Annotated in this window: 15 protein-coding genes; 9 read left to right on the forward strand and 6 right to left on the reverse strand. The window is 65.7% G+C overall.

The features are described 5' to 3' along the window. The 3 genes from CVM52_RS06935 to CVM52_RS06945 form a co-directional block, all read left to right on the forward strand. The coding region (locus CVM52_RS06935; RefSeq protein WP_442439569.1) for a DinB/UmuC family translesion DNA polymerase at nt 1-876 on the forward strand (876 nt) is incomplete at its 5' end. Then, on the forward strand, nt 873-4,223 hold the full coding sequence (locus CVM52_RS06940; RefSeq protein ID WP_100161783.1) for an error-prone DNA polymerase: 3,351 nt from the start codon (nt 873-875) through the stop codon (nt 4,221-4,223). The genes CVM52_RS06935 and CVM52_RS06940, both read left to right, overlap by 4 nt. A 205-nt stretch (nt 4,224-4,428) precedes the next feature. Beyond that, nucleotides 4,429-5,451: an aspartate-semialdehyde dehydrogenase gene (locus CVM52_RS06945; RefSeq protein WP_100161784.1), complete on the forward strand. Its 1,023-nt coding sequence runs from the start codon at nt 4,429-4,431 to the stop codon at nt 5,449-5,451. 87 nt (nt 5,452-5,538) lie between these two features. Here the strand turns inward: CVM52_RS06945 and CVM52_RS06950 are convergent, their stop codons facing one another. The 3 genes from CVM52_RS06950 to CVM52_RS06960 are packed head-to-tail and all read right to left on the reverse strand — an operon-like array spanning nt 5,539 to nt 7,862. Then, the gene (locus CVM52_RS06950) at nt 5,539-6,657 is read right to left on the reverse strand and encodes a CaiB/BaiF CoA transferase family protein (RefSeq protein ID WP_100161785.1); all 1,119 of its coding nucleotides are present in this window, start codon (nt 6,655-6,657) and stop codon (nt 5,539-5,541) included. Further along, nucleotides 6,657-7,340 carry a DsbA family protein gene (locus CVM52_RS06955; protein ID WP_100161824.1) on the reverse strand — a complete coding sequence of 228 codons (684 nt, stop codon included), beginning with the start codon at nt 7,338-7,340 and terminating at the stop codon, nt 6,657-6,659. The genes CVM52_RS06950 and CVM52_RS06955 overlap by 1 nt, the downstream gene beginning before the upstream one ends. A gap of 15 nt (nt 7,341-7,355) precedes the next feature. Next, entirely contained in the window at nt 7,356-7,862 is a 507-nt protein-coding gene (locus CVM52_RS06960) for a DUF721 domain-containing protein (RefSeq protein ID WP_100161786.1), read from the reverse strand. Nucleotides 7,863-7,965: 103 nt separating this feature from the next. Between CVM52_RS06960 and mutY the strand changes: the two genes are divergently transcribed. The 3 genes from mutY to CVM52_RS06975 all read left to right on the forward strand — a co-directional run bounded on the left by mutY (nt 7,966) and on the right by CVM52_RS06975 (nt 10,674). Beyond that, nucleotides 7,966-9,006 (forward strand): A/G-specific adenine glycosylase, encoded by a 1,041-nt coding sequence (gene mutY, locus CVM52_RS06965; protein ID WP_100161787.1) that lies wholly within the window; start codon nt 7,966-7,968, stop codon nt 9,004-9,006. A 75-nt stretch (nt 9,007-9,081) separates the two neighbouring features. Further along, nucleotides 9,082-10,215: an alkane 1-monooxygenase gene (locus CVM52_RS06970; protein ID WP_100161788.1), complete on the forward strand. Its 1,134-nt coding sequence runs from the start codon at nt 9,082-9,084 to the stop codon at nt 10,213-10,215. 69 nt (nt 10,216-10,284) lie between these two features. Further along, nucleotides 10,285-10,674, forward strand: coding sequence for a response regulator (locus tag CVM52_RS06975; RefSeq protein ID WP_100161789.1), 390 nt, complete (start codon nt 10,285-10,287; stop codon nt 10,672-10,674). Between the two features lie 130 nt (nt 10,675-10,804). On the opposite strand, the gene CVM52_RS06980 is transcribed toward CVM52_RS06975, so the two are convergent. The 3 genes from CVM52_RS06980 to CVM52_RS06990 all read right to left on the reverse strand — a co-directional run bounded on the left by CVM52_RS06980 (nt 10,805) and on the right by CVM52_RS06990 (nt 13,205). Continuing rightward, nucleotides 10,805-11,908, reverse strand: a complete 1,104-nt coding sequence (locus CVM52_RS06980; protein ID WP_100161790.1) for a site-specific DNA-methyltransferase — start codon at nt 11,906-11,908, stop codon at nt 10,805-10,807. A gap of 94 nt (nt 11,909-12,002) precedes the next feature. Further along, a complete protein-coding gene (gene rnhB / locus CVM52_RS06985) occupies nt 12,003-12,635 on the reverse strand; it encodes a ribonuclease HII (RefSeq protein WP_100161791.1) in 633 nt (210 codons plus the stop codon). 102 nt (nt 12,636-12,737) lie between these two features. Further along, nucleotides 12,738-13,205: a hypothetical protein gene (locus tag CVM52_RS06990; RefSeq protein WP_100161792.1), complete on the reverse strand. Its 468-nt coding sequence runs from the start codon at nt 13,203-13,205 to the stop codon at nt 12,738-12,740. Between the two features lie 177 nt (nt 13,206-13,382). Between CVM52_RS06990 and CVM52_RS06995 the strand changes: the two genes are divergently transcribed. The 3 genes from CVM52_RS06995 (at nt 13,383) to CVM52_RS07005 (ending at nt 15,090) form a co-directional block, all read left to right on the forward strand. Continuing rightward, nucleotides 13,383-13,673, forward strand: coding sequence for a hypothetical protein (locus tag CVM52_RS06995; RefSeq protein WP_100161793.1), 291 nt, complete (start codon nt 13,383-13,385; stop codon nt 13,671-13,673). Beyond that, nucleotides 13,645-14,349, forward strand: coding sequence for a winged helix-turn-helix domain-containing protein (locus CVM52_RS07000; RefSeq protein WP_100161794.1), 705 nt, complete (start codon nt 13,645-13,647; stop codon nt 14,347-14,349). Before CVM52_RS06995 ends, CVM52_RS07000 begins: the two co-directional genes overlap by 29 nt. Before the next feature lie 90 nt (nt 14,350-14,439). Further along, on the forward strand, nt 14,440-15,090 hold the full coding sequence (locus tag CVM52_RS07005; RefSeq protein WP_172720937.1) for a rhomboid family intramembrane serine protease: 651 nt from the start codon (nt 14,440-14,442) through the stop codon (nt 15,088-15,090). Nucleotides 15,091-15,101 lie beyond the last annotated feature (11 nt).

The following is a 15,101-nucleotide window of genomic DNA, read 5'->3' on the forward strand; positions in this document are numbered from 1 at the left end:
GGCGCCGCCCGCGCGCCGCTGGCGCGCCGGTTCGGCCCGGCGCTGATGCTGCGGCTGGACCAGGCGCTGGGCCATCTGGGCGAAGAGATCTCGCCGCTGGCCGAACCGCCGCATTACGGCGTGCGCCTGACCCTGCCGGACCCGATCGGCCTTTATGATGACGTCATGGCCGGCACCTCCCGCCTGCTGGACCAGCTCTGCGCCCGGCTCAAGGCGCAGGAAACCGGCGCGCGAAAGCTGTGCCTGACCCTGCGCCGGGTCGATCAGGACAGCCAGACGGTGGAACTGCGCCTGGCCCGGCCGCTGCGCGACCCGCACCGCATCCTGCCGCTGTTCGACCGCGGGGTGAAAGAGATCGAAGCCGGGTTCGGCATCGACCAGATGCGCCTGGAGGCCACCCAGGTCGAACCGCTGCCGGTGCGCCAGCTCAGCCATGTGAGTTCGGGGCAGAAGGGACAGCTGGACGATCTGATCACGCGCATCGGCACCCGCATCGGGCTGGAGAATATTCGCCGCTTCCTGCCCGCCGACAGCCATATTCCCGAACGCAGCTTTCTGGTTGTTCCGGCGGCCTATTCCGACCCGGAAGGCCCCTGGGTGGCCCTGCGCCCGCGCCCCCTGCGCCTGTTCCCGCCCGAACCTATCGCCGGCTCTGGCGCCCGCCCGCCCGGCCGGTTCCGCTGGCGGCGCATGTCGTTCAGCACCGCCCGCGCCACCGGGCCGGAACGCATCGCCCCCGAATGGTGGCTGGAGGATGACAACTGGCGTTCGGGGGTGCGCGATTACTGGCAGATCGAAACCCGGCAGGGGCGGCGGTTGTGGCTCTATTATACGCCGCAGGCCCCGGGCTGGTTCGTGCAGGGGGAATTCGCATGAATGCCCCCGCAACCTCTCCCAGCGCAGAAACCGGCGGCCCGGCCTATGCCGAGCTGTGCGTGACCACCAATTTCACCTTCCTCACCGGTGCCTCGCATCCCGAGGAACTGGTGGTGCGCGCCGCCGAGCTGGGGCTGGCCGCCATCGCCATCACCGACCGCAATTCGCTGGCCGGGGTGGTGCGCGCCTATCGGGCGCTGAAGGAGCTGTCGCGCGAGGCGGATGCGGCGGTGCAGATCCGGTCGCAGCACCGTGTCGACAATTGTTCGCGGCTTGAAATCGGCGCGCCGCAGGACATCGCCCGCCCCGTTGCGCCGCAGCTGCCCAGGCTGATCGTCGGCTGCCGGCTGGTGCTGCGCGACAGCCCGGTGCACTGGCTCGCCCTGCCCCGCGACCGGGCGGCGTATCAGCGGCTGACCCGGCTGCTGACGCTGGGCAAGCGGCGGGCGGAAAAGGGCGACTGCCATCTCGACCTGAAGGACATGATCGGCGCCTGCACCGGCATGATCCTGATCGCGCTGCCGCAGGGGCGGCTGGGCGAGGCCGCCGGCCATATCCAGCAGGTCCAGCGCCGGTTTCCCGGCCATGTCTTCCTGGGCGCCGCGCCGCGTTATGACGGGTCCGACCAGGCCTGGCTGGCCGCCTGCGCCCGGCTGGCGCATCGCAGTTCGGCGCCGATGGTGGCGGTGGGCGACGTGCTGATGCACCGCGCCGCGCGCCGCCAGCTGGCCGATGTGCTGACCTGCATGCGCGACCATATCACCATCGACCAGATCGGCACCCGCGCCCTGCCCAATGCGGAACGGCGGCTGAAGGGGCAGGCCGACATGGCGCGGCTGTTCCGCGATCACCCGGCGGCCCTGCGCCGCACGCTGGAGATCGCCGCGCGCTGTTCCTTCTGCCTCAGCGAGCTGAGCTATGAATACCCCGACGAGATCGCGCAGGACGAAACCCCGCAGGCCCGGCTGGAGCGGCTGGCGCGCCAGGGGCTGGAACGGCGCTATCCCCAGGGCGCGCCCGACCGGGTACACGCCCTGCTGAAGAAGGAACTGGCGCTTGTCGCCGACCTGGGCTTTCCTGCCTATTTCCTCACCGTCTACGACATCGTCGAATATGCCCGCTCGATCGGGATCCTGTGCCAGGGGCGCGGATCGGCGGCCAATTCCATCCTGTGCTACCTGCTGGGCATCACCGATGTCGCGCCCGACCAGATCGCCATGGTGTTCGAGCGTTTCATCTCGAAATACCGCGGCGAGCCGCCCGATATCGACGTCGATTTCGAACATGAACGGCGCGAGGAGGTGATCCAGTGGATCTACCAAAAATACGGCCGCGACCGCGCCGGGCTGTGCGCCACGGTGATCCATTTCCGCTCGCGCGCCGCGATCCGCGAGGTGGGCAAGGTGATGGGCCTGTCGCAGGACGTGACCGCCGGGCTGTCGGGCCAGATCTGGGGCATGTCCAATGGCGGCGCCGATCCCGAGCGCATCCGCGAACTGGGCCTCGACCCCAGCGACCGGCGGCTGGCCCAGACCCTGCGCCTGATCGGCGAAATCATCGGCTTTCCCCGCCACCTGTCTCAGCATGTCGGCGGCTTTGTCATCACCAAGGGGCGGCTGGACGAGATGTGCCCGATCGAGAACGCGGCGATGGAGGACCGCACGGTGATCGAATGGGACAAGGACGATATCGACACGCTGGGCATTCTCAAGGTCGATGTGCTGGGCCTGGGCATGCTCAGCTGCATCCGCAAGGCCTTTGACCTGATGCGCGATCACGAGCGCCGGACGCTGACCATCGACACCGTCCCGCAAGAAGACAAGACCACCTATGACATGCTGCAAAGGGCCGATGCGGTGGGCGTGTTCCAGGTGGAAAGCCGGGCACAGATGAATTTCCTGCCGCGGATGAAGCCGGCCACCTTCTACGACCTGGTGATCGAGGTCGCCATCGTCCGCCCCGGCCCGATCCAGGGCGGCATGGTCCAGCCCTATATCCGCCGCCGGCAGGGGCTGGAACAGCCGGAACCTTTCGGCCCGGAACTGGAGGCGGTGACAAAGCGCACCCTGGGCGTGCCGCTGTTCCAGGAACAGGCGATGCAGATCGCCGTGGTCGGCGCCGGCTTCAGCGCGGAAGAGGCCGACCATCTGCGCCGCTCGCTGGCCTCGTTCCGGCGCATGGGCACCATCGGCAGCTTCCGCGACAAGTTCGTCGCCGGAATGCGGGCCAACGGCTATGGTCCCGAAGTGGCCGACCGCTGCTTCGGCCAGATCGAGGGCTTTGCCGATTACGGCTTTCCCGAAAGCCATGCCGCCGCCTTCGCCATGCTGGCCTATGTCTCGGCCTGGCTGAAATGCCACCACCCGGCGATCTTTGCCTGTGCGCTGCTCAACTCGCAACCGATGGGGTTTTACGCCCCGGCCCAGATCGTGCGCGATGTGCGCGAACACGGGGTCGAGGTGCGGCCGATCTGCGTGAACAACAGCGATTGGGACAACACGCTGGAACGCCGCGCCGACGGGGCGCTGGCGCTGCGGCTGGGCTTTCGGCAGATCAAGGGGTTCAAGCAGGAGGATGCCGAATGGATCGGCAAGGCCCGCGGCAACGGCTATCGCGACCCCGAGTCGCTGTGGCTGCGCGCCGGCATCTCGCCCCCGGTGCTGGAGCGGCTGGCCGAGGCCGATGCCTTTGCCGATATGGGCCTGACCCGGCGCGACGCGCTGTGGCAGGTCAAGGCGATCCGCGGGCAGGCGCCATTGCCCTTGTTCAACGACCCGATCGACGGCGAAAGCATTCGCGAGCCGGAAATCACCCTGCCCGCCATGCATCTGGGCGAAGAGGTGGTCGAGGATTACGTCTCGATGCGGCTGACCCTGCGCGCCCACCCGATGGAACTGCTGCGCCCGTCGATCCCCGGCCTGACCCCGCATGACAAGCTGGCCGAGGTGCCCCTGAACCGCACCCGCGTCTGCGGCCTGGTGATCACCCGGCAGCGCCCCGGCACTGCCTCGGGGGTGATCTTCCTGACGCTGGAGGATGAAACCGGGGTGTCCAACGTGGTGGTCTGGCCCAAGGTCTATGAACGCTATCGCCGCGCCGTCATGGGCGGGCGGCTGCTCTGCGTCACCGGCCACCTGCAGCGCGAGGGCATCGTGGTGCACCTGATCGCGCAGCAGATCGAGGATATGTCGCACCGCCTGACCGATCTGGGCCACCCGCTGGACGAGGCGGTGGGCATCACCCGGCCCCAGGCCGACGACGCCCCCCGCCCGCGCCGCCAGCCCGCCCGCGCTATGCACCCGCGCGAACAGGCCAAACGGCTGTTTCCCAGCCGCGACTTTCACTAGGCTGGGCAAAGATCGCCCAGTGCAGACACCTGACCAATGCCCAGGGGGCGGAACGGGGCCGCCGGAACAAGCCGGTCAAACGCCCCCGGTCCAACACACCAGCTCTCTAACCCGGTCACCGCGGTGAACTGCCCCTTTCATCCAACCGCACATGACGCTATGTGACCGCTGCCGGGCAGAACCCCGGCAGAATTGGAGAAACAATATGGGTTACAAAGTTGTCGTTGCCGGCGCCACGGGCAATGTGGGCCGCGAAATGCTGAACATCCTGGCCGAGCGCCAGTTCCCGGTCGACGAGATCGCCGCGCTGGCGTCGCGAAAATCGCTGGGAACCGAGGTGTCGTTCGGCGACAAGACACTCAAGACCCAGGATCTGGACAGCTTCGACTTCACCGGCTGGGACATGGCGCTGTTTGCCATCGGCTCGGACGCGACCAAGAAATACGCCCCCATCGCCGCCAAGGCCGGCTGCGTGGTGATCGACAACAGCTCGCTCTATCGCTACGACCCCGATGTGCCGCTGATCGTGCCCGAGGTGAACGCCGATGCGATCGAGGGCTATTCCAAGAAGAACATCATCGCCAACCCGAACTGTTCCACCGCGCAGATGGTGGTGGCGCTGAAGCCGCTGCACGACCGCGCGCGGATCAAGCGGGTGGTGGTGTCGACCTATCAGTCGGTCTCGGGCGCCGGCAAGGCCGGCATCGACGAACTGTGGGACCAGACCAAGGCGGTGTATAACCCGGTCGACGAAAAGCCGCCGGTGAAATTCACCAAGCAGATCGCCTTTAACGTCATTCCCCATATCGATGTCTTCATGGAAGACGGCTCGACCAAGGAAGAATGGAAGATGGTCGCCGAAACCAAGAAGATCGTCGATCCGTCGATCAAGGTCACCGCAACCTGCGTGCGGGTGCCGGTCTTTGTCGGCCATTCCGAGTCGATCAACCTGGAGTTCGAGGATTTCCTGGACGAGGACGAGGCCCGCGACATCCTGCGCGAGGCGCCCGGTATCATGGTGATCGACAAGCGCGAGGACGGCGGCTATGTCAGCCCGGTGGAATGCGTCGGCGATTTCGCCACCTTCATCAGCCGCATCCGCCAGGATCCCACCATCGAGAACGGCCTGAACCTGTGGTGCGTCAGCGACAACCTGCGCAAGGGCGCCGCCCTGAACGCGGTGCAGATCGCCGAGGTGCTGGGCACGCGGGTGCTGAAAAAAGGCTGAACCGCGCCTGAAACGGTGATTAGAATGCGAAAACGCCCGGGTGATGACCCGGGCGTTTTTCTTTGCGGCCAGACGCAAGGCGCGGCGCTATGGCGCGTCATCCTCACCCAGCTTGGGCGCCGGGCGGTGCAGCGCCAGCTCGGCATCGGAAAACCGGAAGGGCGAACGGATACCCGGCACCCCGTCCAGCTCGATCTGCATGCCGCGCGCGACAACCTGCGGATCGGCCATCACCTCGGCCAGGTCGTTGATCGGCCCGGCAGGCACGCCCTGGCCTTCGCAGGCCTTCAGCAGGTCGTCCTTGTTCCACCCGGCAGTGGCGCCGTTCAGCCGGGCGATCATCACCCGGCGGTTGGCGATGCGGTCCTTGTTGCGCAGGAATTCCGGCGCCTCGGCCATATCGTCCAGCCCCAGCAGCCGGCACAGGCGCTGATACTGCCCGTCATTGCCGGTGGCGATGATGATGAACCCGTCGGCGCAGTCGAAGACCTCGTAGGGGGTGAGGTTCATATGCGCATTGCCCATCCGCCCCGGTGCAGTGCCGGTGGTGAGATAGTTCAGCGCCTGGTTGGCGGTGACCGCCACCGCCACGTCCAGCAGCGCCATGTCGATATGCTGACCGCGCCCGGTGCTTTCGCGCTGATGCAGCGCGGCCAGGATCGCGGTAACCGAATAAATGCCGGTGAAGATATCGGTGATCGCCACGCCGGCCTTTTGCGGCTGGCCCTCGGGTTCGCCGGTGATCGACATCAGCCCGGACATGCCCTGGATGATGAAATCATACCCGGCGCGATGCGCATAGGGGCCGGTCTGGCCGAACCCGGTGATCGAGCAATAGATCAGCCGCGGGTTGATCGCTTTCAGGCTGTCATAGTCCAGCCCGTATTTGGCCAGCCCGCCCAGCTTGAAATTCTCGATCAGGATATCGGCGTCCCTGATCAGGTCGCGCACCTGCGCCTGCCCCTCGGGGGTGGTGAAATCGGCGGTGACCGAGGCCTTGCCGCGATTGGTCGAGTGGAAATAGGCCGCCGTCACATCCTCGTCCCGGGTGACGAAGGGCGGACCCCAGGCGCGGGTATCGTCGCCCTTGGGGGATTCGACCTTGATCACCTCGGCGCCCAGATCTGACAGCGTCTGGCCAGCCCAGGGGCCGGCCAGAATGCGGGCAAGTTCTACGACCTTCAGGCCGGCCAGCGGTGCCGCCATCACTCGCCCAACTCGGCGTCGATCGCCGCGGCGAATTCGGCATAGGTCTGGTTCGGGACCTTGCGGCCGTTCAGCACAAAGCTGGGCGTCGCGGTGACCTCGTCAGCCTGGGCGTTTTTCTGGTACCAGGCGACCAGGGTTTCGGCCCGGGCGCTGTCCTGCAGGCAGGCTTCCAGCGTGTCTTCCTCCAGCCCGGCCAGGCGGCCGATCTTTTTCAGCTCGGCCACCACTTCGGGCGCGCCGCCGGCGCGCGTCCACTGGTCCTGGCCACGGTAGATCAGGTCGGAGATGCCGAAGAACTTGTCCGGCCCGGCGCAGCGCGCGATCATCGAGGCCCACAGGCCGTAGCGGTCGAAATAGACCTCGCGATAGATCAGGTGCACCTTGCCGGTATCGACATAGTTCTTCTTGATCTCTTTCAGCGGGCCCTGGTGGAAGGCGGCGCAATGCGGGCAGGTATACGAAGCGTATTCGATCAGGGTGACCGGCGCATCGGGGTCGCCCATCGTCATTTCGACAATCGACGAGGTGTCGATCTCTTCCGCGCTCTCGGTCTGGTCAGAGCTTTCGGGCGCCGGTGCGGCGGCGACTTCGGTGGTGCCCGGCGTTTCGGGTTTCAGGACAAAATAGCCGGCGACCGCAAGCGCGATCACGGCTCCGGCCAGTACGAGGAGGCGGGGCATGGTCATCTCTTTATCTCAGCTTTTGGATTTGATTAGTACGTTCCGGCCCAGACGTTCAAGAGCGGCCCTCAGCCCCTCATCCGCAACCGGCCTGACCGCGGTTTCGACGCTGGCGATGTCATCCGGTTCGGGCACCGGCGTGGGTTGGGGCGCGGCGGGTGCAAATTGCGCCTGGCCCTCGGCAAAGCCGGTGGGCGCGGTCTGGGTGATGCGCACGCGGGAAATGGCGTTATAGCCGTAGACGGCATTGACCCGCTCGCGCAGTGTTTCCTTCTGCATTTCCAGCATCGGCGCCTGTGCCCCGGTGGTCAGCACCGTCAACGTCGCACCAAAGGACCCCCGGCCATAGCTGACCTCGACCGGGCGGGCGATGCTGGCGATGTCTTTGCCGGCAATCTCGGCCCAATGGGTCAGCACCCGCGACACCGCGAAACCCCGGCTTTCCCCCGCGCGCCGGATCTGGTCGCCCAGAACGCTGGCAGTGCGCTTGAAGCCGCGCGTTGTCGAGTGATACCGCGCCATGGGCATGGAGTCTCCGCTGGTTGGCGTTATCTTACGGGGCAGATGCCGCGTTACCAGCGAAACCGCAAGCCGGAGGTCATAAAGATTGCGTGACGGGACAGACATGGAAACACTCGCCCGCGACCTGCTGGACTGGTACGACCGCCATGCACGGGTGATGCCCTGGCGCGTCGGTCCGTCCGACCGGCAGCGCGGCCTGCGGCCTGACCCCTATCGCGTCTGGCTGTCCGAGGTGATGTTGCAGCAGACCACCGTTGCCGCCGTGCGCGACTATTTCCACCGCTTTACCACGCGCTGGCCCACCGTGGAGGATCTGGCCACGGCCGAGGATGGCGCGGTGATGGGCGAATGGGCCGGTCTGGGCTATTACGCCCGGGCGCGCAACCTGCTGAAATGTGCCCGTGTGGTGGCCCGCGACCATGGCGGCGTGTTCCCCGACAACCGCGAAGACCTGCTCGCGCTGCCCGGCATCGGCCCCTATACCGCCGCCGCGATCTCGGCCATTGCCTTCGACCGGCCGGAACCGGTGATGGACGGCAATGTCGAACGGGTGATGGCGCGGCTGTTCGACATTCACACGCCGCTGCCCGCCGCCAAGCCCGAGCTGGCCGCGTATGCCGCGATGCTGACGCCGCAGGAGCGGCCCGGCGATTACGCTCAGGCGGTGATGGATCTGGGCGCGACGATCTGCACCCCGAAATCACCCGCTTGCGGCATCTGCCCGCTGCGCCCGCCCTGCGCCGCCCGCGCGGCAGGTACCGCGGCGGAATTGCCGAAGAAGACCCCGAAAAAGCCCAAGCCGACGCGGCGCGGCATTGTCTATCTGGCGCAGCGCGAAGACGGCGCCTGGCTGCTGGAGCGGCGGCCGGATCGCGGATTGCTGGGCGGCATGCTGGGCTGGCCCGGCAGCGACTGGGGCGAGGCGCCTGTCGAGGCGCCGCCGATTGCAGCGGACTGGGCCATGCTGCCCGCCGAAGTGCGCCACACCTTCACCCATTTCCACCTGATCCTGAGCGTGCGCCATGCCGTGGTTCCGCTGGGACAGGCGCCGCACAGCGGCCATTTCGTGCCGCAAAGCGCGTTCCGCCCCTCGGACCTGCCCACGGTGATGCGCAAGGCGTTCGACCTGCTGCGCGGGGCCTGAGCGCACGATGGGAAAAGACATAGTTTACGCCTAATTTATATGTAGATTTCCGTTCAGACCGATACGGAGCCCGCCATGACCGCGCCCGACACCCTTGCCCGCTGGCAGACTGCCCTGCCCTTCGCGACATCCTTCCTGCTGGTGCCGCTTGTCTGGTACTGTGCCGTTCAGGGTGGCTGGATCATCCTGCTGATCCCGGTCCTGACCTGGAACACCTATTCGGCGCTGGACAAGGTGCTGGGGCTGAACACCCAGAACGCCGATCCGGAGACCAGCGAGGACGATCTGTTCTGGTACAAGCTGATCACCTGGGCCTGGACGCCGATCCAGTTCGCCACGCTGTTCGGGGTGATCTGGTATGTCGCCCGCACCGACCACCTGTCGGCGCTCGAACAGATCGCGCTGTTCTTCGGCGTCGGCGTGATGACCGGCGGCATCGGCATCAATTACAGCCACGAGCTGATGCATCAGAAATCCCGCTTTGAACGGGGGCTGGCCGATATCCTGCTGGCGATGGTGCTGTATTCGCATTTCCGCTCGGAACATCTGCTGGTGCATCACCGCTATGTCGGCACCCCGCGCGATGCGGTCACCGCGCGGTACAACGAGAATTTTCACCGCTTTTTTCCACGCGTGCTGAAAGAAAGCCTGATCTCGGCCTTCCAGGCGGAAAAGGCGATGTTGGCGCGCAAGGGGCTGCCCTGGACCGACCTGTCGAACCCGTTCTTCCGCTATTGGGCCTTGCAGGCGGCGACGCTGCTGCTGGCGCTGGGGCTCGGTGGGCTGGCCGGGCTGGCACTGTTCCTGTTCCAGGCGCTGGTGGCCATCTGGCACCTTGAGCTGGTCAACTATGTCGAGCATTACGGGCTGACGCGCAAACATCTGGGCGATGGCAAATACGAACGGGTTCTGCCCCGGCATTCCTGGAACGCGGCGCACAAGGCGACGAACTGGTTCCTGATCAACCTGCAGCGCCATTCCGATCATCACTACAAGCCCAGCCGCAGGTTTCCCCTGCTGCAGAACTATACCCAGGACGAGGCGCCGCAATTGCCCTATGGCTATGCGGTGATGACCACATTGGCGCTGATCCCGCCGGTCTGGCGGCGGATGATGAACCCGCGGGTGCGCAAGTGGCGGGCGATGTATTATCCCGAAATCACCGATTGGAAACCTTATACCAAGGCGTCCACGCCGATGCCGCGATAGCGCGGGAACGTTTCCTTAATCCCTCGCTGTCATGCTGCGGGCGAAGAGTCCGTAGGCAAGGGGGCCGGGATGACGCAACACGCCCAGAGATGCCTGATCGTCGATGACAGCAGCTTTGACCAGCGGATGATGGCCCGCGCGGTCAGCAAGCTGGACCGCCCGGTCGACATCCTGTTCGCCGCCACGCTGGACGATGCCCGCCAGGTGCTGGCCCTGGGCGAGGTTGCGCTGATCCTGCTGGACAATACCCTGCCCGATGGCAAGGGCGCCAATTTCGCGCTGGAACTGGCGGAACATGCGGATTGGGCGGAAATTCCGGTGATCATCGTGTCGGACTGGCCATCGCCCTTCATGTGGCAAAAGGCGAAACAGGCCGGCGTGGCCCATGTGGTCAACAAATCCGAATTCGGCCCCGACTTGGTGGCGCGGATGTTGCCGGAACCGGCGGTGATGCAATAGCCACCCCGCGCCGGCAGCGCCGCAAGGGGCCGCTGCCGCAAGAAAAGGGCCCCGCCGGGACGGGCGGGGCCAGTTGCGTGCCATGTGTCAGGCCACAGGCACCGGCGGTAACTTGGAATTCTGTCTGCTGTCAGGCCTGCATCTCGGCCCGGATCTGCTGGCGCAGGACGTCGATCGGCACGGTCTTGCCGTCACGCTTGAAGCACCAGTAGGTCCAGCCATTGCAGCTGGGGGCGCCTTCCAGGTGGGCGCCCACCTGGTGGATCGAGCCCTTTACATCCTCGCCGATCAGCGTGCCATCGGCGCGCACCTTGGCGATCTTGCCACGCGGCGAATACAGCGCCTCGCCCGGGCGCAGCATGCCGCGCTCGACCAGCTGACCGAAGGGCACACGCGGTTCGGCACGTTTGCTGGCGCTGACCTGCAGCGCCTCACGGTCGAACTTGCGCACCTTGGCCAGCCGCGCGGTGGCCGCCTTGCGATAGGCTTCTTCGCGCTCGATCCCGATCCAGTCGCGGCCCAGCATCTTGGCCACGGCGCCGGTGGTGCCGGTGCCGAAAAACGGGTCAAGCACCACGTCGCCCGGATTGGTGGACCCCACCAGCACCCGGTGCAGCAGCGCCTCGGGCTTTTGCGTCGGATGCGCCTTGTCGCCCTTTTCGTCCTTCAGACGCTCATGCCCGGTGCACAGCGGGATCACCCAGTCGCTGCGCATTTGCACCCCTTCGTTCAGCGCCTTAAGCGCCTCGTAATTGAAGGTGTATTTGGCGCCTTCCTCTTTCGAGGCCCAGATCATGGTTTCATGCGCGTTGGTAAAGCGTTTGCCGCGGAAATTCGGCATCGGGTTGGACTTGCGCCAGATCACATCGTTCAGGATCCAGTAGCCGGCGTTTTGCAGCGCCGCGCCCACCCGGAAAATATTGTGATAAGAGCCGATCACCCAGATCGCGCCGTTGGGCTTGAGCAGCCGCCGCGCCGCCTTCAGCCAGTCCTGGGTGAACCGGTCATAGGCTTCGAACGAGGCGAACTGGTCCCAGTGGTCATCAACCGCGTCGACCTGCGAATTGTCCGGCCGGTGCAGATCACCGCGCAGCTGCAGGTTATAGGGCGGATCGGCAAAGATCAGGTCGACCGAATTGGCCGGCAAACCATTCATCACCTCGATGCAGTCGCCGTCCAGGATCGTGTTCAAAGGAAGCGCCTGGGCGCTGGGGGTTGTCTTGGTCTTCGTCATCGTCTGCCTCTGTCCCAGGGCACAATTTGCTTGCGCTCTCTTGGTTGAGGTCAGGATGAGTCATCGCGGATTCGGCGTCAATTTCTTTTTTGAATCAATCGCTTATCGTTTTCGCTTGATACAATATATGGTGGACCGGCTTAAAAGAACGTCTATGATGTGGGGTCACACCGAGATTTTGAAGCGCCAATCTGTGGCTTTTTGACGGGTATCCGGCATTGGTCTCCCAGCCATATCCGGGGTGCTGTTGCGCCAAGTCCACCATGATCGCATCGCGTGCGGTTTTTGCCACGATCGACGCCGCCGCAATCGAAACCGACCGGGCATCGCCCTTGACCACCGCCTCGGCGGGAAGGGCCAGATCGCGGGGCAGCAGGTTGCCGTCGATCAGCAGGAAATCGGGCGCCGGATCCAGCGCGGCGACGGCGCGGCACATCGCCAGGTGGCTGGCCCGCAGGATGTTCAACTCGTCGATCTCGGCCACGCTGGCATGGGCGATGGCCACCTGGGCCTGGGCATGGATCACTTCGGTCAGACGGTCGCGCACCTTTGGCGACAGCCGCTTGGAATCGTTCAGCCCCGCGGGCACCGCCTCCAGGTCCAGCACCACCGCGGCGGCGGTGACCGGCCCGGCCAGCGGGCCGCGCCCGACCTCGTCCACGCCAGCAATCCGCAGGAAGCCGCGGGTGCGGGCAGAGCGTTCCAAACTGTCATCGGGTCCGACCATGCCCCTTGCTGGCCGATGCGGGAAACCGGCGCAAGGGCCTAACCCGCGCAAAAAAACGGGGAGGGCCGTTTCCGGCCCTCCCCCTGCTCGATCTTTGCCCCGTTAACCGGCGATACGATACCCACGCTCGCGCAGGCAGACCGGTTCATACCCGGTGTGTCTGCCACGCCGATCGCTGAACTGATACTGGCAGGCATAGGGCAAGGACCGCGCATGGCGGTAATTGCGATTGAGGCAGCCCGCTTCGACCAGCCGGATGGTGCCCCGGTTGACGGAATAGCTGCGCAGGCAGTGCCGCGGCAGGTTGTACCGCGAGACCGCCGGCGGCACCGGGCGCGGGGTGACATAGCGCGGCGGCACCGGCTGATAGCGCGGCGGGGTCTGATAGACATGACGGGTGACGGTGCGGTCGTCATCATTATGGTCGCTGATCGCCTTGCCGATGATGGCCAGCGCGGCGATGCCCGCCAGCACTTTGGCGATATCGTCGGTATCGGCGCGGGCGGGCGCGGTCAGGCCGGTGACCGCGACGGCGACGGTGATGATAAGTGCGATGAACTTGCGGTGCATGGTCCTGTTCCTTTCGGTCGGGTCTGAGTCGGGTCACCGGCCAGTGCAGCCGGGCGATGTCCCAACTTTCGACCCGCCCCCGCAAGACAGGCAATATCGCCCCGCTGTTATCCGATAACAGCCGCGCAAAACCCTGTGGTTATTGAATTTCCACCCCTGCCCGCGCAATGTGAGCGCATGAGACATCTTTTGCTGATCCTTGCCCTGATCACCGGCCTCGCGGCGGCACCGCCCGCCGTTGCGGCGGAGTGTTACGCCGATTACAAGGCCAAGCAGGACGCGCCGCTGCGCCTGCATTACGGAGTTATCGCCCTGCAGGGCCCGTGCCGGCGCGGCGCGGCCAATGCCGAGGTTGCAGAGCGGCTGGCGGCCAATGGCTGGACGCTTTTGAACGTGCTGTCGGTCTTCGGCCCGGAGGGGCTGCAGCAAAGGAGGGCCAATGCAGGAGCCTACTTTCTCCGGTTCTGAGGCAGCGCGCCCGGGCAACCGGATCGCCTTGGTGGGCATCGCCGCCATCGTGCTGATCCTGGCGGCGGCAGGTGCGATGCTGTTGCTGACATTGCCCGATGCCAATGCCTTCAATGAACGTGTTGAACAACTGTTCATCGAAAACGACGACCTGACCGCGCAGGCCGAAATCAAGCTGCTGGAGATTCTGGCGCAGTCCGGCACCGCCTTTTCCGACACGCTGGCCAGCTATCGCATGGTGATTTTCGTGCTGCTGGTCTTTGCCGCGGCGGTGCTGGTGGCGGCGCTGGTGTTTCTGGTGATGCTGACCGCGCTGAACCGGCGCATGGCCCAGATCGAACGCCAGGGGATACAGGTGAATTCGCTGCTGATCAGCCGCGAGGAAAACACCGTCTGGCTGAACAACCTCGATTTCAAGCTGACGGCGGCGGCGATGGAGACTCTCGCCGCACTGGCCGAGGCGCGGATGGACGACGAGGTGCTGTCAGGCGCCGAGATCGAGGCGGTGATCTCGGGCCGCAGCGCTGCGGATTGCGAAGAGGCGGCCGGCGCCACCCGGATCAAGCGGCTGCGCGACACGCTGGGCAACCAGATGGTCAGCGAGCTGCTGGTCAAGAATATCGCGCGGCGGGGCTATATGCTGGCCATCGACAAGGACGTGATCCGGATGGTGTGACCGGCAGGGAATGGACCCCGCGCCTTTCCGGGCTTGTTCCGAAGGGCTAAAACCGGCATCGCTCAGGACATGACAGCGCAGGATCTTCCCATGCCCCACCGGCCCCGTTTGTGGCTTCCGCTGCCGCTGCTGGTTGTTTTCCTGGGCTTGCCGGCGCTGATCGAATTGCTGCTGATCGCCGGCGATCTCGGCTGGCTGCCGTTGCGCGGGGTGCGGTCGCTGGCCTATCAAAACGGCGCCTTCTGGGCCGGGCTGTTGGATAATTGGCGGCCGAATTACGCGGCGCAGCCCTGGCTGATGTTTCTGACCTATTCCTTCCTGCATGCCGGGTTCGGGCACCTGGTCGGGAACATGGTGGCGTTGGTGGTGCTGATGCAGCTGGTCGCGCGCCGGCTGACCGCCTGGTCTTTCACCGCGGTCTACCTGATCTCCGCCATCGGCGGCGGGCTGGGCTTTGCCCTGCTGGGCCAGGCGGTGAACCCGATGGTGGGCGCCTCGGGGGCCCTGTTCGGAATTGCCGGCGCCTGGAAATGGATCGACTGGCAAAGGGTTGCCAGCGGACCCGCCCGCGCTTGGATGATCCTGCGGGATATCGCCCTGCTGAGCCTGCTGAACCTGGTGATCTGGGTGACCGAGGGCGGCGCGCTGGCCTGGGAGGCGCATCTGGGCGGCTTCCTCGCCGGGCTGGCGGCAATGGCGGTTCTGGACCGGCGGGCCGGACCCGGCCCGCGCGGAGGGTGATGGCACCGGGC

The sequence above is a fragment of the Pseudooceanicola lipolyticus genome (assembly GCF_002786325.1).
GTDB classification, from domain to species: Bacteria; Pseudomonadota; Alphaproteobacteria; order Rhodobacterales; family Rhodobacteraceae; genus Pseudooceanicola_C; species Pseudooceanicola_C lipolyticus.